The sequence below is a fragment of the Paenibacillus sp. 7516 genome, from assembly GCF_002272715.1.
Classification (GTDB): Bacteria; Bacillota; Bacilli; order Paenibacillales; family Paenibacillaceae; genus Paenibacillus; species Paenibacillus illinoisensis_A.
In genome coordinates this window covers 85263-104400 of record NZ_NPBI01000036.1, presented here as the reverse complement: position 1 = coordinate 104400, position 19138 = coordinate 85263, and the positions used below count along the sequence as shown (strand labels likewise).

At 46.8% G+C, this 19138-nt stretch carries 17 protein-coding genes; 1 reads left to right on the top strand and 16 read right to left on the bottom strand.

Features of this window, described 5'->3' with window-relative positions:
- The 12 genes from CHI14_RS25370 to CHI14_RS25315 form a co-directional block, all read right to left on the bottom strand.
- Positions 1 to 714 (bottom strand): extracellular solute-binding protein (locus CHI14_RS25370; protein WP_141236729.1); only part of this gene is annotated, 714 nt, incomplete at its 3' end.
- Between the two features lie 382 nt (positions 715 to 1096).
- Positions 1097 to 2785: an ABC transporter substrate-binding protein gene (locus CHI14_RS25365; protein WP_095292357.1), complete on the bottom strand. Its 1689-nt coding sequence runs from the start codon at positions 2783 to 2785 to the stop codon at positions 1097 to 1099.
- Between the two features lie 186 nt (positions 2786 to 2971).
- A complete protein-coding gene (locus tag CHI14_RS25360) occupies positions 2972 to 3874 on the bottom strand; it encodes a carbohydrate ABC transporter permease (RefSeq protein WP_095292355.1) in 903 nt (300 codons plus the stop codon).
- A 15-nt stretch (positions 3875 to 3889) separates the two neighbouring features.
- Positions 3890 to 4873 (bottom strand): ABC transporter permease, encoded by a 984-nt coding sequence (locus CHI14_RS25355; protein WP_095292353.1) that lies wholly within the window; start codon positions 4871 to 4873, stop codon positions 3890 to 3892.
- Positions 4874 to 5152: 279 nt separating this feature from the next.
- A complete protein-coding gene (locus tag CHI14_RS25350; RefSeq protein ID WP_095292351.1) occupies positions 5153 to 8035 on the bottom strand; it encodes a glycoside hydrolase family 2 protein in 2883 nt (960 codons plus the stop codon).
- A 189-nt stretch (positions 8036 to 8224) separates the two neighbouring features.
- Positions 8225 to 9814 carry a response regulator transcription factor gene (locus CHI14_RS25345; protein ID WP_170948271.1) on the bottom strand — a complete coding sequence of 530 codons (1590 nt, stop codon included), beginning with the start codon at positions 9812 to 9814 and terminating at the stop codon, positions 8225 to 8227.
- Positions 9807 to 11597, bottom strand: coding sequence for a sensor histidine kinase (locus tag CHI14_RS25340; protein ID WP_095292348.1), 1791 nt, complete (start codon positions 11595 to 11597; stop codon positions 9807 to 9809). Before CHI14_RS25340 ends, CHI14_RS25345 begins: the two co-directional genes overlap by 8 nt.
- 306 nt (positions 11598 to 11903) lie before the next feature.
- Entirely contained in the window at positions 11904 to 12326 is a 423-nt protein-coding gene (locus tag CHI14_RS25335) for an OsmC family protein (protein WP_095292346.1), read from the bottom strand.
- A gap of 55 nt (positions 12327 to 12381) precedes the next feature.
- Positions 12382 to 13128 carry an amino acid ABC transporter ATP-binding protein gene (locus tag CHI14_RS25330; RefSeq protein ID WP_095292344.1) on the bottom strand — a complete coding sequence of 249 codons (747 nt, stop codon included), beginning with the start codon at positions 13126 to 13128 and terminating at the stop codon, positions 12382 to 12384.
- A 16-nt stretch (positions 13129 to 13144) separates the two neighbouring features.
- Complete coding sequence (locus tag CHI14_RS25325; RefSeq protein ID WP_095292343.1) at positions 13145 to 13789, bottom strand: amino acid ABC transporter permease; 645 nt, start codon at positions 13787 to 13789, stop codon at positions 13145 to 13147.
- A gap of 30 nt (positions 13790 to 13819) precedes the next feature.
- A complete protein-coding gene (locus CHI14_RS25320) occupies positions 13820 to 14647 on the bottom strand; it encodes a substrate-binding periplasmic protein (protein WP_481856455.1) in 828 nt (275 codons plus the stop codon).
- A 131-nt stretch (positions 14648 to 14778) separates the two neighbouring features.
- Entirely contained in the window at positions 14779 to 15411 is a 633-nt protein-coding gene (locus CHI14_RS25315) for a TetR/AcrR family transcriptional regulator (RefSeq protein ID WP_095292339.1), read from the bottom strand.
- Positions 15412 to 15652: 241 nt separating this feature from the next.
- On the opposite strand from CHI14_RS25315, the gene CHI14_RS25310 reads away from it, so the two are divergent.
- Positions 15653 to 16441, top strand: coding sequence for an undecaprenyl-diphosphate phosphatase (locus CHI14_RS25310; protein WP_249281236.1), 789 nt, complete (start codon positions 15653 to 15655; stop codon positions 16439 to 16441).
- A 71-nt stretch (positions 16442 to 16512) separates the two neighbouring features.
- Here CHI14_RS25310 and CHI14_RS25305 read toward each other — a convergent pair whose 3' ends face one another.
- The 4 genes from CHI14_RS25305 to gpmA all read right to left on the bottom strand — a co-directional run bounded on the left by CHI14_RS25305 (position 16513) and on the right by gpmA (position 19101).
- Positions 16513 to 16839: a thioredoxin family protein gene (locus tag CHI14_RS25305; protein WP_095292336.1), complete on the bottom strand. Its 327-nt coding sequence runs from the start codon at positions 16837 to 16839 to the stop codon at positions 16513 to 16515.
- A gap of 85 nt (positions 16840 to 16924) precedes the next feature.
- The gene (locus CHI14_RS25300; protein ID WP_095292334.1) at positions 16925 to 17833 is read right to left on the bottom strand and encodes an aldo/keto reductase; all 909 of its coding nucleotides are present in this window, start codon (positions 17831 to 17833) and stop codon (positions 16925 to 16927) included.
- A 150-nt stretch (positions 17834 to 17983) separates the two neighbouring features.
- Positions 17984 to 18151, bottom strand: coding sequence for a hypothetical protein (locus CHI14_RS30215; protein WP_153980001.1), 168 nt, complete (start codon positions 18149 to 18151; stop codon positions 17984 to 17986).
- Positions 18152 to 18357: 206 nt separating this feature from the next.
- Positions 18358 to 19101 (bottom strand): 2,3-diphosphoglycerate-dependent phosphoglycerate mutase, encoded by a 744-nt coding sequence (gpmA, locus tag CHI14_RS25295; RefSeq protein ID WP_095292332.1) that lies wholly within the window; start codon positions 19099 to 19101, stop codon positions 18358 to 18360.
- Positions 19102 to 19138 lie beyond the last annotated feature (37 nt).

Sequence of the window (19138 nt, the reverse complement as noted above, 5' to 3'; positions counted from 1 at the left end):
TGCACCTGTTGCCTGGAACGCCGGGTTGGTTACCGTAATCATGATCTTCCAGTCATCCGCATTCAATGTCAGAGGAATGGTTGGCTGACCGTCAATCGTTGGATGTTTCTCATAGTAGGTTCTTAATACGTTTTCGTAATCCTCAAGTGTTTTTACTTCTGGATATCCAAGCTCTTTCAAGACCTTTTGTTGAATTTCAAACCCGCCGCCTGCATCAAATGAAACGTTATCCACGCCCATGTTCGTCGGAATGGCATAAATGGCCTGATCTTCGAGACTGTATTTCAAACGATTCATCTGATCGCCATAGATTTTTTTCAGGTTTGGTGCATGTTCTTCAATCAGATCGGTAAGGTCAAGCATAGCACCTGCGTCAACAAGCTTCGATAAGTTCCCTTTAGGAAAGATAATATCTGGGTAATCACCGCTGGCAGCCATCAAAGGTATTTTCTGATCCCCGCCATTATTCACATCGTACTCTGCCTCAATCGTAACACCTGTTCGTTTGGTAATCTCTTGGCCAACTGCATCCTTCATATTGTTCCAGTTTGGACTTGCATCTGCACCAAAGAATGTAAACGTGATTGGACTGGTTGTATCCCCTGTATCCTCTGGTGTTTCTGAAGCAGTAGTACCTCCTCCACAGCCTGCCGTAATGGCAAGTGCACTTGCGAGTAGAAGCATTGCGAATGTTTTTGGTGTTTTGCCCTTCATGTATAATCCCCCTTATGGATAAAATGAAGCTATCTATTGTATAACAGGCTGACCTGCACATACCGGAAAGTGAATAATCTCAATGTAAAACTTTAGTTTTTATTACTTTAAAAGCGCTTACTAAATGAGTTTAATTTTACCTTTTAAAAATTTATAACCCTGAAATATCTTTTTATTTCTGACTTGAAGGGAAAGCCGTTTAGGTCTGTCATACCAGTGATGTAAGTGCTTTCATACTTGAATCATAATCGCTCGGAAAGTCCTTGTCAATAGTGAATTCACAATTTTGAAAACGTTTTTCGGAAAACGTTTTAGCACAAAAAGAAGAACCCAGGTTTCTGGGTTCCTCTCTTCAAAAAATGAATGATTCACTATCGAACAATTATTGAGCTTCACCATTCCACAATTTAACGCGATTTTGGACAAGCTCGGTGTATTGTTGCTCCATTTTTTCTGCTCCGGCCTTGTTCACTTCTGCAATCATCGCATCGTAGATGCCGTCAAACTGATCCGGGGAACTGAGAATTGCCTCCGGAATTCGTTTACGGATAATATCCTGCGTTTTCTGGAAGATGACGTTGTAATCGGAGTCACCTGGCGTTGGCAAATTGTAAGCCGCTCCCCATGGCTTAACCGCGAACTCATCTTCACTTGGGTACAAGTCCTTCCAAGTTGTAACACCATATGCTTGCAGTGTTTCTTTCTCTGGCTCGGAATAAGCTGCTACGATCTGTTCAGGGAAATTCGTGGTGTAATAGTTATCCGTCGAATCTTTAACCCCGTCTCCATAGTGACCCGACATATTCGTGTAGAGACCAATTCCCGTCTCTTTTTGGAATACGGCAGCATTGTTTGTCTTTTGGTCCAGAACATCGGCAGGAATGACACGCTTGCCATCCTTCACTTCGTAGTGCTGGCCTTCAATTCCCCAGTTCATCAGCACTTGACCCTCTTCAGAAGCCAGGTAATCGAAGAATTTAATCGTACGGACCGGATCCGGATTCGTGGTTGTAATACCTACACCCCAGCCGGATACGAATCCCGTATCCTGGTAGGAATGGTCCTTGATGTCCTCAGACAGGGTCACCGGGAAGTGTGAATATGTCGCTTCAGGCTTGCCTGCTGCTTTCAATGCGTTTTCAGCATCGGAGTAGCCCCAATCCTGGTCAATTACACCAAGCACACGTCCACTTGCGATTTTGGATTTATACTGATCCGTTTTTTGTACGAAGCTGTCCTGATCAAGCAATCCCTCGTTGTACATTTTGTTCAACCAACGGAAGTACTCTTTTTCTTCCGGACGCTTGTAGTGAAGCATTGCTTCGTATGTTTCCGGATTGATGTAGTATTCACCGTCATCCGGTGCACCTGTTGCGAGGAAAGCCGGATTCGTTACCGTGATCATGATTCTCCAGTCATCCGCATCAAGTGTTAGCGGGATCGTTGGTTGTCCATCAATCGTCGGATGTTTCTCTTTGTATGCCTTCAGCACATTTTCGAAGTCCTCGAGTGTGCGTACCTCAGGGTAGCCAAGCTCTTTCAATACACGGTGCTGAATACCGAACCCGCCGCCTGCATCAAAGTACTTTTGGTCTACCGCGTAATACGTTGGCAGCACATAAATGGCCTGATCCTCATTACTGTATTTCAACCGGTCCATGTAATTACCATACAGCTTCTTCAGATTGGGAGCATACTGGTCAATCAGATCTGTCAGATCCAACATTGCTCCTGCATCCACCAGCTTGCTAAGCTCTCCTTTGGGTGACACGATGTCGGGATAATCCCCGCTCGCTGCCATTAAGGATATTTTGTCCTGACCACCGCTGACGGCAAATTCACCGTTAAGTGTTACTCCTGTTTTCTCCGTGATAACCTGGCCAACCTCATCCTTCATGCCATTCCAGTTTGGACTGGGATCGACGCTAAAAAAGCTGAATGTGAGCGGAGTCGTTTCACCACTTGTGTCTTTAAACGACGTTTCGCCGCCAGTTCCTCCACCGCCACAACCTGCGAGCAAAGACATCGCAAGTACAGGAGCCAGTGCCCCTTTCATTTTAAAACTTGCCATAATGGTAATCCTCCCTGTTTCATATGTCTGTCTTATCCGGGACTTTTTTGTCCCTGTCTATAGCTTCATGAATGCCGCTCCGCAGCCCTATACGGTGAGGCGCAAACCAATTGGTCACGCCTCGGGCATCTGATGCTTTTTTTTAGTTTACGGCTGCTCTTTTTGGCAGCTCTATAATGTTGATTATTATGCTTTTACTGCGCCCAGTGTCATACCACCTACGAAGTACTTTTGCAGGAATGGATATACAACCAGGATTGGAACGGTAACAACGATCGTAATGGCCATTTTGATGGATTCCGGTGAAATCTGCGTCATCTGCTGTGCCATGTCATTGGCATTCCGTCCAGCACCAGAACCTTGCTGTGTACTTTGCAGTACTTTCATCAACTCATACTGGAGTGTTGTGAGATGTGCCTTGGAACCGTTGTACAGATACGTATCAAACCATGCGTTCCATTGGCCTACGGCCAGGAACAATGCAATCGTTGCAAGAACCGGTTTACAGAGTGGCAGGATGATTTTGTAATAAATCTTAAAGTCATTGGCACCGTCCAGTTTCGCCGATTCTTGAAGCGCATACGGCAGTCCGTCAATAAAGGAACGAATAACGAATACGTTGAACGCACTGATCATGCCTGGCAATACATACACCCAGAACGTACCGATCAGGTTCAAGTCACGCATCAGGATGTAGACCGGAATCAGACCCCCGGAGAAATACATCGTAAGTGCAAGTGCAGTGGATACGAATTTTCTCAATTTGAAGTCCGGACGAGCCAGTGTAAAGGCAATCATCGAGGAACTGATCAGACCGAGCAGTGTACCTACAATCGTACGCATAATGGAAACCTGCAGACCTTGCAGCAGCCCGTCATATTGGAAGATCGTTTTGTAGTTTTCCAGTGTAAATTCCCGCGGCCACAAGTAAATTCCGCCACGTACCGTATCTGTTGAGTTATTCAAGGAGATCGCAAGCACGTTCAGGAATGGATACAGCGTCACGATCAGTACCAGCGCCATAGCAATGATATTGAATATATCGAACAGTTTATCGCCCCGTGTAGCATTGAATGATTTGTTCGCCATAGTGTTCCCCCCTCCCTACATGATGCTTTCTTTGGTGAATTTCTTAAACAACCCGTTCGCTGTAAACAGAAGGATGATACTGACAACGGAGTTGAATATACCTATCGCTGTACCGTATGAGAATCGTCCCATGTTCAAACCATAGTTGAGCGCATATAGATCAAGTACTTCGGAGTAGTCGGTCACCAAACTGTTACCAAGCAAGAACTGCTTCTCAAAACCGATACTGATCAAGTGTCCGATGGACATGATGAATAGCACGGAGATTGTAGTCCGAATACCTGGCAGTGTGATGTGCCACATCTGTCTCCAGCGGTTCGCACCGTCTACTCGGGAAGCTTCGTAAAGTTCCTGGTCAATACCGGTAATGGCCGCCAGATAGATGATGGCATTCCAGCCGGTTTCCTTCCACATATCTGAAGCGGTTACAATGTACCAGAACAGGTTCCCCTTCGCCATGAACTGGATTGGCTGATCGATAATATTCAGACCTACCAAAATGTCATTGATGATCCCGCCATCGGTGGAAAGCATCTTGGTAATAATCCCTGCAACTACGACCCAAGATACAAAGTGAGGCAGATATGATACCGTTTGCACCGCACGTTTGAAGAACATGCCTTTGAGCTCATTCAAGAGAATTGCAAAGAAAATCGGCACGACAAAACCGACAATCAGCCCCATCAAGCTCATTGCAAGCGTATTTCGAAGTACCAGATAGAACCGTTCATCGCTAAACAGCTCTACAAAGTGTTTAAAACCAACCCATTCTTGGTCGCTGAACGATCTGGCTGGTTTGAAATTTTGGAAAGCCATCGTCCATCCCCATAGCGGCAGATAGTTAAATACAAAAACCCAAACTACGAATGGCAGTGACATGAGATAGAGATACTTCTGCTGCTTGATGCTATCCCAAATTCCGTTCCGCCGTTTGTTCGTTGGCGGCTTGGGGTTACTGCTTCTTTTCGCGGAAGCGGATTTTTTTGTTAGCGTTTCCATCTCCGTTCCCCCTCCTCTGTTTTATAGATCAATCATAACTGATAGAGCGTTTTCAAAATACCATCTGGATTTTAGAGAAAATCATATAAAAATTAGATATCCACCCACAGAATTCGACATTATCTGCTCAAAATTAGGTATTTTAAAGCCTTTCATCTACAATTTACGCCATAAAAAGGTAAAGATAATCTAAAATGTTATTTTCTGAAAACGTTTTATAGAAATCGTTTACCTTCACTTTTAGAGAATAGAAAAAGGACCTGGTTTAGGTCCTCTCATTCATAATGTGAACTGAATGGTCTGCAGCTTGACGATGCCAAGCAATTCAGCTGCAGATATCGTGGCAACAGGATCGAATTGATCTCCCAGCAAGTACGCGACCATCTCCTGAAACAGGAAGGCCGCTTCAGGGCGCTTCATTAAGGAAACATTGGCAAACGGCAAAGATGATACTAGCAATTTCCCCCGCCCCACTCTGGCCTCAAAAGCATATGCCAATCGTTTCGCTCTGTGAAAATGATCAATTACTTCAATAGATGGACGTACTCCATGCAGCGAATCAAGGCATATCGCAGGAGTTCCATTCACCAGGTGGTACCAATGCCAATCCGAAGCCTGATCATGCGGGAAACGGCCCAGCAAAGGTACCTTTTCCTGCAAATTCATTCCCATTGTGGCTCCAGATTGTGTTGCAAACATGAGATAATTCCAGAATACAGGCAGATACTTGGTGTCTACAGCTTCATATAGCTCATCCGGTTTGACCTGAAGCCAGACACTGCCACCATTTATCAGATAATCAAGTACATTAGGTGTAAGTGAAGAGATGATTACCAAGTCTATCTGACTTTGGCTGATCAAGTCTTTCCCATCCAGATGGTCCACCTGGCGATGGTGGGAATCCAGTAAAAAGGGTTGCAGCTCCTCCACACAGTTCCAGATCCGATGAGATCGGTCGTGAGGATGATAGTGAGGAAATGACCAACCATACCAGACATTATCTGCAACGAGCTCCGAATGGCCCGATCTGATCTCAGCTTCAATGACAAAGGCAGCAGCCCCATGCTTAGGTGCCTGTACGGTCAGACGCCCAAGCGAAACAACGGAGCCGCAGCTGATATCTCCATGTGTCCACTCGCCCTCGTCCTCAATGATATTATTACGAATTAGCTTCCAATGGATCGAGGCATCGGCAATCGGCTTCTCTCCATAATGAGATATGCTGGCTTCAATATGGACGGGTTCCCCCGCATAGTAGGTCCGCTGTCTGCTACCCAGCAAGAGCACAATGCTTTCGTTAAACTGCTTGAATGCTGCTGGTTCCACTATTCCCTTGCTCTCCCAAAATACGTCCAGAACTCCCGTGGTCGCATGTCCTTGTCCAGGAAAGTCCCGGATATCAAGCAGTTGTATGCCCGCTGCATCTGGTGTACGGCGAACTCGCTCCATTGCTTCCTTTAACGACCGCATCAGATGTATGCCACTTGCGTGCTGAAAATCTTCCACATCATCCGCCAGGCCTCTGCGTGCAATTGACTCTTCGATGGATTCCAACCAGCTTGGGCGCAGGACGCCCGTGTACTTCTCCCGCTCCTGGGGGCGTACATACATGGTGAACTGTGCATGTTCATGCCCAACGACTGGATTGTTCGTAAGCCGGGTGACCTCATGGTAATCCAGCGTGGTGTCCGGTACGGCAGACAGCTCGGACTCCAGTGGAGGATGCCAGTTCAATGACTGAATATAAAAGTCAGCATTTCGGCCTTGAGCCGGCAGCTGACCAAAGCCCGTATTATCCGTATATAACCGGGTAGGGTCAAGAGAACGAGCGAGCTCTACCAAATCATTCAATTCAGGATGTCCGTTAGGCCCAATCAGTTCATTTCCCAAGGAAAACATGACAAAGGAAGGATGTGTGTGCAAGGAATGTAATAATCCTTTTAATTCCCGGGTTAAAAATAGCATGATCTCTGCCGGTGCCTTCACGTCACGATTCTCAAACCACCGTGACCAATGCGGAAGTTCCGCCTGGACAAGCATGCCTTCTTCATCTGCTGCCTCCCAGAACGGCCGGGGTGCACTCCAGCCATGCAGACGTACATGATTGAATCCGTAAGACTTTGCCGTACGGAACTGCTGTACATAATGCTGCTTGTCCCAGACCGGATAACCCGTTAACGGAAAAATGCAGCAATCCACGTATCCGCGCAAAAATACAGGCACACGGTTTAACTCAAGCTTTTTTCCATTTGCTTTGAAAAAACGCATGCCGAATGTCCGTTCCACCCGATCCAGCTCTCGTCCCTCATTCTGCAAGGAGACAGCGACCTGATATAACCTCGGAGATCTATCCGACCACAGGGCAATGTCCTTCTCTTGGCCAAGATCCAGATCCCACTGCTCCGTGCCATAACTCCCTTCGAATTGTTGGTCCTCATTCGGAAGAGACATCGAAGCGATGGAGCGGCTCTGCCTCGGAAGCCAGCTTCCATCAGGGTGCCTAATATCCACGTGAAGTTGACATGTGCTGGATAGGGTAGACTCGCTAGCGCTTACATTATATCGGATCGTTACGATCCCGTTCTCGGCGTCATGCTGGATATGCAATTGCTTGATTCGACAAGACGGTAGTCGATCCAGATAGGCTCCGCCTGTAATTCCACCCCACGCTGTAGCCGTGTGGATGGAATGAATATGACTTCCGGCCAAAGGCAGCTTCATCGTATTATCCACACGTAATTCCAGCTGGTTCTGCCCTCCTGAATGGAGTAGGGAGGTAATGTCCCATTCCTGCCCCACAAGCAGACTGTCACGCTGCCCGGCATGTTGTCCATTTACCCAGAGATCTGTTGTCCATCTGACTCCCTCAAGTCTCAATACATACTTGCAGTCCGGCTCTGACACTGGAAGATCTACTACGGCCCAGTACCAGGCAGCACCCTCGTATTCACGTATTTTGGTCCATGTATCCATCCTTAGATAATCCGGCTCGCTCCCATACCCCTGCTCTTCCCAGGAACCTGGAACCTGAATCGTTCCCCATATGGATTCATCAGAAAGTGGCGGTCTCCCGCCATTGGCAGGGTCTGTTTCGAGACAGAACTTCCAGGTCCCCTTCAGGTCAAACGTATGGCGAACAGCTTTTATATCCGATGGTTTCATCTGATTGTCTCCTTGTCCGGAATTAGATACATCCAGTTTAAGACGTACATATGGAAGAACACCATTGCTTATATAAGGAAGAGGATGGACTATATCATGATGCAAATGAAGACTATGAAAAAGCCCGAAAACGTTTTATATCTAAAGAAAAGGAAATTAACATATAAAAGCAAGCTATTTTACCTGCGACTATACGCCGTCAGGCTCTTCTGGCTGGTCTTTAAATTGGGATCTGGCATGTTTGTATGCTGAAGGAGACTCTCCTACATATTTCTTGAATTTACCGTGAAAATAATCCACGTTAGCATACCCCACTCTTGCGGCGACCTGATGAACCTTTAACCCTTCATCAAGCAGTTCTTTCGCTTTTTCCATACGAACCTTGTCCAGGAATGCGTTGAAATACTCTCCTGTGTGGTTCTTGAACAGTTTGCCCAGATAACTGCTGTTATAGTTAAACACCTCAGCTAGAACCTCCAGCTTGAGATTCTCCCCGGGATTACGCCGAATAAAATCGATCATTTGTTTTAGTGCCGTATCTTTACTGCCACCGCCCATACGTTGAATAAGACGGCTTAGATGGCCTTCTGCCATCGCCTTCAGATCAGATACCGTTAATTGATGATATACTTCGTTGATCAGGACAGAATGTTCCTGCATGATTGACTGCATATGCTGGTTTGAGGCAGCCAGTTTGTTGATAGCCATGGAGAATACCTGAGAGAACGCTGTTTTGATTGCCTGCTCTGTCCGGTGGTAAGGGACAATTCGCTCTTCCATCTCACCCATCACCCGAATTACAGATTCCATGCTGCGTATGTCGAGCGCATAATACAGCTTGTCTGCCAGTTCCGATTCTTCAGGCTCAGCGCTTTCATCTTCGCCGATCATGGAAGCAACGGTTCCTTCAGCAGCAAGCTCTTCATTCCACAACATAATCCGTTGTTCGGTGAATAGAAAACGTTCTGCCAGCAGTCCGTTAGCCTGTTTATAGGATCTGACAATCTCGGAAGTGGTATTGGCCGGTTCGCCTGCTGCCCCGTACATCGTAATGTTCCATTCACCGAGGAGCCGCTTCAGCTCATCATATAGATGCTCGGCAGACGAAGCCGATGAGATCGGATCCTTGCACAATAAGGCAAGACCCGAATGATAGGAGAAGACGATTCCCCGATCCTTTTGATCAAAGGCCTCTGCCAGTTTGCGTTTAACTACACCTCCACGCTGTACATCAGGTGCAGTATGCATCTCTAACAGCACAACCTGATATTGCGGCCACTTCAATCCAAGGGCATCCTCATCAATGGGACCGACACCTTCCAGATTATCAAATAGAAGCGCTTCGATCTGATGCTCCCGATATGCCGTATCTTCACCTGCATGACGTGCCAGGGCCTCTTGCTCACGTGTAAGCACTGCAGCAATACGCTGAAGCTCACCAATAATCTCCTCTTCATCCACAGGCTTGAGCAAGTATCCATCCACACCAAAACTGATTGCTTTTTTGGCATAATCAAAATCGGCATAACCACTCAAAATTAAAAAATGTGATCCAGGATGCTGTTTCCGCACCTCTTCGATTACGTCCAGTCCAGTCATGCCCGGCATCCGGATATCGATAATGGTCAGATCAGGTTTGAGCTCATCAAATCGAGTAATGGCCTCCCGTCCACTGGCGGCGGTAGCGATCACCTCAAATCCATACTCGGCCCAATCAATGATCGTTGTCAGTCCCTCGCGTATGCTCGGTTCGTCATCCACCAAAAATACTTTATACATGCTGTTCCCCTCCTGAAGGTAAGTCAAAAGCAATCTCTGTTCCTTCCCCATATACACTCGTAATCTGCAATCCGTACGGTTCACCGTACGTCAGCGTTAACCGTTGATGCACGTTGCGCAAACCGATCCGGCTCTTCTCCTGCTCCTCCGGTCCACGGATAAATTGCATAACCTCTTCAAGACGCTCTGGTGTAATACCGGCACCATCATCCTTGACGCGAATCTGTACCACATCATTCACCAGACGAATATCTATATTTACATGGACCGTTCCCTCTTTATTTTCCAATCCATGCACAATGGCGTTCTCCACCAGAGGTTGAACGATCAAAGGCGGAATGTATATCTTCTCTGCTCCGGGATCGATATGAATCTGAAAGGCAAGCCGATCTCCGTATCGGAATTTCTGTATTTCCAGGTAGGAGCTTACCATCTCGAGCTCAGCCTGGAAGGTCGTTTTGCCACTCCCGATTTCAAGGCTCTTGCGCATCAGTTTGCCGAGCAGTCTGACGATATTCGCAATCTCGGCTTCCCCTTTAATATGAGCTTTCATGCGAATAGACTCCAGGGCGTTAAACAAAAAGTGAGGATTAATCTGACTCGCCATCATTTTTAGTTTAATCTCTTTCTGCGCGATTTCCAATTGGTTGTTCTGCTCGGTCGTTTCAACGACCTGAGTCATTAGTTCGTTTATGCTTTTGACCATGTAATTGAATTGTCTCGATAATTGTCCAATTTCATCGTCTCCGTCGATTCTGGACGTCACATTCAGATCCCCAAGGGCCAGCTTGTTCAGATGCTTGCTAAGACGAAGCAGCCTGTTCGAAGTAAGGAATGAAATAATATATACAAGTAAGAGTGCAATGATTAAGACCAGGGAGATAAAGAGCATACCGATCAGACTGATCGTATTCGCATCCTTGACGATATCTTTGGTCTCGAAGACGGAGATCACCTTCAAGCTGTTCATACTCGACACAGGGCGCAGCTCATCGATAACGATATTGGACGGCTCTCCCTGAAAATCAGCTTCCAGTGTTCCCTTGGCCTGATTCTGTAAATCGACGCCGAAATCCAGCTCGTCCAGCGTTTTGCCAACCAGATCCGTATTTTTGGCAGCCACAACATAACCCTGCTCATCTGCAATCAGCGTTTCAAAGGGTTCTTGTCGAAGCAACTCGTTGAGCTCATCCTGATTGATTTCAATCAGCAGTACTCCCTCGGTGCGATATTCAGGAAAAGGCACTTTGCGCACCAGGCTGAGTTTGTGAACCGGATTATCTTCCTTGTCCGGAATGTAGAACCATCCTGTGTTCGTCGATAACAGCGCTTTTTGATACCAGTAGCTTTCCTTCGTCTGCTCGTTCAACGGGATAAACTCCAGATTATTGATCAAGGTGGGGTTATCGGAATAAAAACGAATGCCTGCCACCTCACGGTATTGTCGCTTGTATTCCTGAAAATCCTTATAGGCCAAATAAGCAGAAGTCAATTCCATTACGCTGGAATAGCGCTTGTTCACAATCTCCTTCAGTTCGTTGTTGAACATCAGAATATCGGAAATATCCGTCGGCACACGCAGCAATGTGGCTGTCTGGCTCTTGATCTTGTCCACGTTGTTGATCGTCTGCCCGATCGCATTATCCAGTGCCTGCTGCCGGAAATACCCGGTCACGGCAAGACCAATGATCAGAACGGGAATCATGACCACAAGTACATAGGAAATCAGCAGTTTATGCTTCAGTTTGAGATTGTTCGATACACGTATAAACCTTCTTAACATATCTGCACCTTCCATTGTCTATATAAGCGCTTACATATAAATGGCAAAATCAACTAATTCCTGCATTTCCACTTATCATACCATACAACCCGTATAAGCTCTTCTATTTCCAGGTTTGTGATCTCGGCAATTATTCCCTTAGATTAGCATACATTCCTGCTCAATTGCAGTGACCAAATGATGTATTCACCATACAAAAGTAATAAAAAGGCCGCCATGGGCATGGCGGCCGGGTTTGCAGACATGCTGCATCGCAAACAGATGGCGATATGAACGTGAGACCCTTTTGCTGAAGCTATTGATCAATTAAGGACGGGGTGTCTCTACCCCATTCAGAATCAGTTTAGGATGAATATCCGCGCTCAATGAAGCCGATACAGCGCAGTATTTTTCTTCAGCCATTTGGATGGCTTTCCAGATGCGATAATCCGGGATATCTCCGTCGACTTTGAAGATCAGGTCAATGGACGTAAAACCTTTGGGCATCCCTTCACTGCGTGTACCCTGAGCTACAATCTCAATTCCAGTGATTTTGTCCAGGAAGGCATCCAAAATCATCGTAATATCGATCCCCATGCATCCTCCAAGGCCTGCAAGCAACAGTTCCATCGGTGTAGCACCCTTGCTGTCACCACCATAAGCAGCCGTGGCATCCATGCCTACAGCATAACCAGAGGGTCCTTCGGAAGTAAACGCGCGTTTGCCTTTCCATACGGTTGTTACATTCATATTGTTAATCCTTCTTTCTTAAAATGGTTTACAATCTGCACATATCTGTGAATACTTAGAATTCAGTAATTTGCTGCAAAAATCTTCGTGTTCGTTCCTGTTCCGGATGTTCGAAAAACGCCTGTGGACTGGCTTCTTCCACGATCGAACCGTCTGCCATAAAAACGATCTTATTGGCCACATTCCGGGCAAACTTCAATTCATGCGTGACCACCAGCATCGTCATGCCTTCCTGTGCCAGCTCCTTCATGACCGAAAGAACCTCGCCTACAAGTTCGGGGTCAAGGGCTGAAGTCGGCTCATCGAACAGCATCACTTTCGGTTCCATGGCAAGTGCACGAGCAATCGCAACCCGCTGCTGTTGTCCACCTGACAGGCGGGATGGATAAGCATCCTGCTTGTCCGACAGTCCTACACGATCCAGCAGAATGCGGCCGCGTTCGGCCGCTTCGTCGCGCTTGATTTTCTTCACGGTCACGAGGCCTTCCATCACATTTCCCAGTACCGTTTTGTGCGGATACAGGTTGAATTGCTGAAACACCATGCCAGTCTGACGGCGGATCTCAAGCACCCGTGAGCGCTGAACTCGCAGCGGATCATTGCTGTCTACGATGATGCCGTTCACTTCGATCTTTCCGCCAGATAGTTCCTCAAGTCCATTCAGACAGCGAAGCAGCGTGCTTTTGCCGGAACCACTCGGTCCTAGCAGGACTACGATATCTTTTTCATTCACGTGCAGGTCAATATTCGTAAGTACTTCATGATTTCCAAAATGTTTCTTTAGTCCTGTCGTTGTAATCATCGGTTCTCTCCCTCCATCAGTAAGCCCGGGCCAACCGGCGCTCCACTTGTTCCAGAATGGCCGAGAAGCCGATACTCATAATCCAGTAGATCACCCCGATAGCGAGATAAAACGGCATGTTTAAAGCATATTGGGATACCAGCAGCTGTGCTGAGCGCAGAAGCTCCGTTACACCGATCGTTGCCACAAGTGATGTTTCCTTCAGCATACCAATAAAGGTATTCCCCATCGGTGGAATGGCAATGCGAACTGCCTGCGGGAATATAATCCGTCTCATCGTCTGAAAAGGGGTCATCCCCGTTGCATAAGCAGCTTCTGTCTGCCCTTTCGGCACAGCCTGAATGGCGCCCCTGAATGTCTCAGACAGGAACGCACCTGCATTCAAACTGAGTCCAAAACATGCTGCTGTGAGCGATCCCAGGGTTACGCCATAATCGACCAATCCATAATAGATAACAAATAATTGCACCAATAGCGGGGTTCCCCGCATGATGGATACATAGAATCTTGCGATCATCCGAAGCCATAGCGGGCCTTTCAGTCGGACAACAGCAACAATCACACCGATCAAAAATGCAAAAAACATTGAGATTATGGTCACATAAAGCGTGTAATAAGCCCCCTTCAAAAAGAAGGGGATATTTTCAAATACCAGTTCCATGGATCAAACTTCCCTTCGCCTTGCCGGTCATTATTGCGCAGGCTCTTCACCAAACCATTTTTTGAAAATGGTATTGTACGTGCCATCATCCTTCATGCCTTGAAGAGCTTCGTTCAGCGCTGCAACAAGTTCCGGATTATTTTTCCGAACAGCAATACCGGCTTGGTCACTCTTGATCGGTTCACCTACAGCCTTAATCTTGAATCCGTTGGAATCAATAATGGGTTTAAGTGCGTATAGGTTGTTGATTGTTGCATCAATGCGTCCTGCGTCCAGATCTTTAAGCGATGTGATGACATCGTCATACGTCTTAATGGTGAAGTCTCCCACTTTCGGCAGCACTTCATTACGCAGATAAGTTTCATCATTTGTGCCCAGACCTACACCAATCGTTTTTCCTTTGAAATCTTCAAGTTTGGTAATATCGTTATTATCGTTTTTCACAATGATTTTGACTTGGTTTGTGATATACCCTTCACTGAAATCGAGCGCCTGTTTCCGTTCATCAGTGATCGTCATCTGGCTGATAATAGCATCAATCTTTTTCGATTGCAGGCTTGGTGTCAGGCCCGAGAATTCCTGGGAGACAAATTCAACTTCAACCCCGAGGCGCTTGGCAACCTCACGTGCGATATCTGCATCAAAACCATCCATCTCCTTGTTGTCATTCAGGAAGTTGTATGGACGGTATGTACCCATCATCCCTACTTTCATGGTGCCCGCTGACTTAATCTGTTCTAATTCATTACTTGCTTGTGCTCCATTACTGCTGCCATTGTCGGTTGTTTTGCTTCCACATGCACTTACAACCAGTACAACCATAAGCATAATTGCCGTCAGCATCCAACTTTTGCGCATCTTTTGGCCGTTACTTGGTGTTCCATTATTCATCATGTTAACTTCCTCTCATTCATGTGGTTAATAGTTGTATCCATTATTCCCTGCTTCTGTCTCAATCATGTAAAAAAGCCCTCGGTACAGGCACATCATTACGTGCCCAGCAAACCGTAAAATTCAAAGCTGGATGCTTCCGCAGCGAGCGATTCAGCTGTCCTAGCCGATATGTCCTCATGCAGCTCCGCAGAACCAAACAGCCAGCGAGAGATCATGCCTTCGATCATGCTCACCAGTAGAGCAGCCCGTACAGGCACATCCATCGAAGATGGCAGCATGCCAAGTTCAATGGCACGTTCCATGTTATGGCGGAACGCTGACTCCACAGCACCACGTGTCTCCTCGACCAGACGACGTACCGATTCTTCGGTCACGATACCTTTCAGCAGCAGCTCCATAAAGTAGCGGTTGTCTGCCGCAAAAGAGAACAAGCTGATGAACAATCGCTCTGACGCCTTGACCATATCCTCAACCGATCCTGCATCCTTGCGATAACCCTGACCGATAGCTTCAAGCAGTTTCTCTCTGCCTGTTAACACAATCTCTTCAGCGATGGCTTCCTTACTCTTGAAATGCCAATAAAACGTCCCTTGAGCTACACCAGCTTCACGAACGATATCCGATATCTTGGTCTGGTGATACCCATGAGTCGCAAATCGCTGCATCGCAATACGTATAATCTGATCCCGTCGTTCTTCTCCGGGTTCCTTATCATTTACTTTGGACATTTCAATACCCTCCCGATTGATCAGTCAGTCAGTTAACTATATCCTATGGGATAACTAGGTTTTTGTCAATATGGTTTTAAACAATCAATTCAATGCATAAGTTGAAGTTGGACACGTTTCTGATCATAATAGATGATAGCCTTGTTCTGCTGAACAAGCATTGTCAGTCAAGCAGAGCAGACCACCTTCTGCATCTGCATTTCAAGGAGGAAGAGCATTGGACATTTTATCATCCATTATTATGGGCATCATCGAAGGTTTGACTGAGTTTTTGCCCGTGTCCTCAACCGGACACATGATTCTGACCGCCCACTTGCTGGGATTATCGGAGGACAACGAGTCAGTCAAAACGTTTGAAGTGGTTGTTCAGCTCGGTGCTGTACTTGCTGTCGTTGTGCTCTATTGGAACAAATTCATTGATATGTTCCGCTTCACCGGAGGCAAAAGGAGCTACTCCCAACGTCTGAATCTTGTACATATCTTTTTGGCGATGGTACCGGCTGTAGTCATTGGACTTGTTTTCCGCGACTGGATCAAGGCACATCTATTTGGGCCAGAGACCGTATTGTACAGTTTGGTCATCGGTGGGATCTTGATGATTGTAGCTGAGCGCTGGAGCCACCGCAGTGATCGAATCACAACACATGATGTGGACGATATTACGTATACACAGGCATTTGTCGTGGGACTTTTTCAGATTTTGGCATTGTGGCCAGGTTTCTCGCGTTCCGGTTCAACGATCTCTGGTGGATTGTTCGCAGGGGTAAGCCGTGTTGCTGCTGCTGAATTTACCTTCCTGGTGTCCGTTCCCATCATGATAGGAGCCACAGGATACGACCTCTACAAGAGCATCGATCACCTGAACGGTAGCGACTTCCCTATCTTTGCAATAGGATTTATCGCTGCATTTATCGTAGCGATGCTTGCCATTAAGACATTCTTGTCCATTTTGAAAAAGCTCAGCCTGACCGTCTTTGCGATCTATCGCTTTGTACTGGCAGCCGTATTCTTTTTCATTTTGATGATGTAGTTACCGTAAAAAATAATTTTAAAAAGGCGACATCGGTTCCTACCGGAATCGATGTCGCCTTCTTCATATCCTTATACTTTGGATTCAAGCGTCTCCAGGTACTCGGAGATTTGTGTAGGCGTTTTTGCCCATTTGCTATGCAGGTGGGCAATCTTCTTGCCGTTCTGGAACACGAGCAAACTTGGAATGCCGCGTACCGCATTTTCCTCAGCAAGCGGTTGGAATTCCTCCGCATCCATTGCATAGAAGGTTTTGTCCGAGTGCTGATCGATGACTGCGCCAATAAAACGGTCGAGGTTTTTGCAGTCCGGGCACCAGTTTGTATCGAATTTGATGACGGTCAGCCCGTCTGAATTAATGGTATCACGGTATTGTTGTTCACTTTGAATTCTTTCCATATGTCTTCTCTCCCTTGTAAAAATCTTAATGGTTGACCTCTATTGTACCTCTAATAGTTACAATTGCAATAGGCAGACTGGATGTTCATCGGTGCTGCTTGTACTGATTGGCCGGATAATGCTCCCTTATTTCTTGAATTTCCGCATCCGTAAGAGGTGCAGATGCCGCAGCCTCAATATTGTGCAGCAGCTGTGTTCGGGAGCTTGCTCCAGGGACGACGGCAGCCACTGCTGGATGGGACAAGGCGTATCGGATCGCAGTTTGCGCCATGCTCCGCTCGTCGGTAACGAGGCGGCTCAAGCCTTCACGAATGGCAAGCAGCTGATCCGGCGTATAATCCAGATAACCCTTCTCTACCTTGGAAGCACCGGAATCCGCGAGTACTCCGCTGGCAACAGGTCCGCGGGCAATGACGCTGATCCCCTTTTGTTCAAGCAAGGGCAGCACTTCCTCCTCTGCCCGGCGATCCACGACGCTGTATTGATTCATAACACTGGCAATGGATGATCTTCTTACATACTCCCGAATTACATTAGGTCGTATGGACGATATGCCATAATACCGAATCAGCCCTTCCTGCTTCAGCTCCTCGAAAGCTTCAATCGTCTCTTCAATCGGATCATCCAATGTACCGCCATGCAGCTGATACAGGTCGATGTAATCCGTTTGGAGTCGTCTGAGGCTATCATGGACAGCTTGCTTGATATACGCTTTGGACGGATCCCATGACCAGCCCTCTTTCCCTGGCAAACGGCGGTTGCCCACCTTCGTTGCCAGGATCACCTGCTCACGGCGTCCCTGGATTGCTTTTCCTACAATTTCCTCATTACGTCCTGCATCATACAGGTCAGCTGTATCCAGCAGATTGACGCCGCGGTCCAGTGCCTCATGAATCAGATTTATGGCGGGCTCTATTTCGGTTCCGAGCGACATGCAGCCCAGTCCTATTTCTCCGACGTACAGTTCAGATGAGCCCAGACGGTTTTTCTTCATGTGTGTACATCCCCTTTCATACGTTCTGCAAGTATCCATTGTATCATTCTTCCTGGTAAAAATCGCATCTGAGGATGCAATGGGAATAAACACAGAAAAGCCCGGAACTTGAAGTGCTCCGGGCCTCGCTAATGTACTCACAACGTGAGTCTAATTGATGTCTACTCGCTGTACTTTTTTGCTACCATTTGAAGAATTTGAGCCTTTCATCATGCCGGAAACCGTTGAAAACAGTTTATCTCTGGCCTGCTTGTTCCTCATCAGATAGGTTACGCCTGCACCAATGGCCGTCATTATAATTCCGCTTTTTTTAGACATGTGTTTCTCCTCCTTAAGGGATTGATGTACATCGTGTCTTGCTTGAAATTTACCCTTTGTGAGGAAAACGAAACGGCTATGTCACGCCAGTCATATCTCCTGAGAGATGATGCAGGAAAACCTCCTGAATGCCGGCAGCCAAATTGATAACATAAAAAATGACCCCTAAAAATCAGAGGTCACTTTATTATATCTTTAACTTGAGATCAATCTGACGGAGGTGCAACATGGGTCATTTCTTCATGTTTGTACGTCGAACCATCTGCAGTCAGGTAGAAATGTCCGATGGGATGCAAATTTTCATCCAGCTCATAGACAAGGGGGATGCCTGTAGGAATGTTGAGAGCCATGACATCGGCTTCCGACATCTCATCCAAATGCATAACGAGTGAACGAAGTGTATTCCCGTGCGCAGAGATCAGTACCCTTTTCCCGGCTGACACCATGGGTTTGATCTCGCTGTTCCAGTACTCCAGCACCCGCTTGGACGTATCCATCAAGTTCTCGGTACGAGGGATGGTACAACCCAGACGCTTGTACTTGTCCACATCCTGCACATAACGATCATCCGTCTCATCCAGCGGCGGCGGAGATACGCTAACAGATCGTCTCCACTCCATTACCTGGTCTTCTCCGTATTTGACTGCAGTCTGCTGCTTATTCAAGCCCTGCAGAGCACCGTAATGACGTTCATTAAGCTTCCATGTCTTTGAGATCGGAATCCACATCCGGTCCATCTCATCAAGCGCAATGTCCAGTGTTCGAATGGAACGTTTAAGTACCGAAGCATATGCATAGTCAAAATCAAAACCCTGTTCCTTTAAGATTTTGCCAGCTTTGCGGGCTTCACCGTATCCGTCCTTGGTCAGGTCTACATCAGTCCAGCCTGTAAATCGGTTCTCTACATTCCACATACTCTGTCCATGACGAATTAATACCACTCTGTACATTGCCGTACCTCCTTCCTCGAAATCATTACCCGCATGT

What these genes read in the sequence shown, in the direction of transcription:
- CHI14_RS25365 (WP_095292357.1), bottom strand. Translation starts at nt 2,785, where the DNA reads ATGGCAAGTTTTAAAATGAAAGGGGCACTGGCTCCTGTACTTGCGATG.
- CHI14_RS25360 (WP_095292355.1), bottom strand. Translation starts at nt 3,874, where the DNA reads ATGGCGAACAAATCATTCAATGCTACACGGGGCGATAAACTGTTCGAT.
- CHI14_RS25355 (WP_095292353.1), bottom strand. Translation starts at nt 4,873, where the DNA reads ATGGAAACGCTAACAAAAAAATCCGCTTCCGCGAAAAGAAGCAGTAAC.
- CHI14_RS25350 (WP_095292351.1), bottom strand. Translation starts at nt 8,035, where the DNA reads ATGAAACCATCGGATATAAAAGCTGTTCGCCATACGTTTGACCTGAAG.
- CHI14_RS25345 (WP_170948271.1), bottom strand. Translation starts at nt 9,814, where the DNA reads ATGTATAAAGTATTTTTGGTGGATGACGAACCGAGCATACGCGAGGGA.
- CHI14_RS25340 (WP_095292348.1), bottom strand. Translation starts at nt 11,597, where the DNA reads ATGTTAAGAAGGTTTATACGTGTATCGAACAATCTCAAACTGAAGCAT.
- CHI14_RS25335 (WP_095292346.1), bottom strand. Translation starts at nt 12,326, where the DNA reads ATGAATGTAACAACCGTATGGAAAGGCAAACGCGCGTTTACTTCCGAA.
- CHI14_RS25330 (WP_095292344.1), bottom strand. Translation starts at nt 13,128, where the DNA reads ATGATTACAACGACAGGACTAAAGAAACATTTTGGAAATCATGAAGTA.
- CHI14_RS25325 (WP_095292343.1), bottom strand. Translation starts at nt 13,789, where the DNA reads ATGGAACTGGTATTTGAAAATATCCCCTTCTTTTTGAAGGGGGCTTAT.
- CHI14_RS25320 (WP_481856455.1), bottom strand. Translation starts at nt 14,647, where the DNA reads ATGCGCAAAAGTTGGATGCTGACGGCAATTATGCTTATGGTTGTACTG.
- CHI14_RS25315 (WP_095292339.1), bottom strand. Translation starts at nt 15,411, where the DNA reads ATGTCCAAAGTAAATGATAAGGAACCCGGAGAAGAACGACGGGATCAG.
- CHI14_RS25310 (WP_249281236.1), top strand. Translation starts at nt 15,653, where the DNA reads ATGGGCATCATCGAAGGTTTGACTGAGTTTTTGCCCGTGTCCTCAACC.
- CHI14_RS25305 (WP_095292336.1), bottom strand. Translation starts at nt 16,839, where the DNA reads ATGGAAAGAATTCAAAGTGAACAACAATACCGTGATACCATTAATTCA.
- CHI14_RS25300 (WP_095292334.1), bottom strand. Translation starts at nt 17,833, where the DNA reads ATGAAGAAAAACCGTCTGGGCTCATCTGAACTGTACGTCGGAGAAATA.
- CHI14_RS30215 (WP_153980001.1), bottom strand. Translation starts at nt 18,151, where the DNA reads ATGTCTAAAAAAAGCGGAATTATAATGACGGCCATTGGTGCAGGCGTA.
- gpmA (WP_095292332.1), bottom strand. Translation starts at nt 19,101, where the DNA reads ATGTACAGAGTGGTATTAATTCGTCATGGACAGAGTATGTGGAATGTA.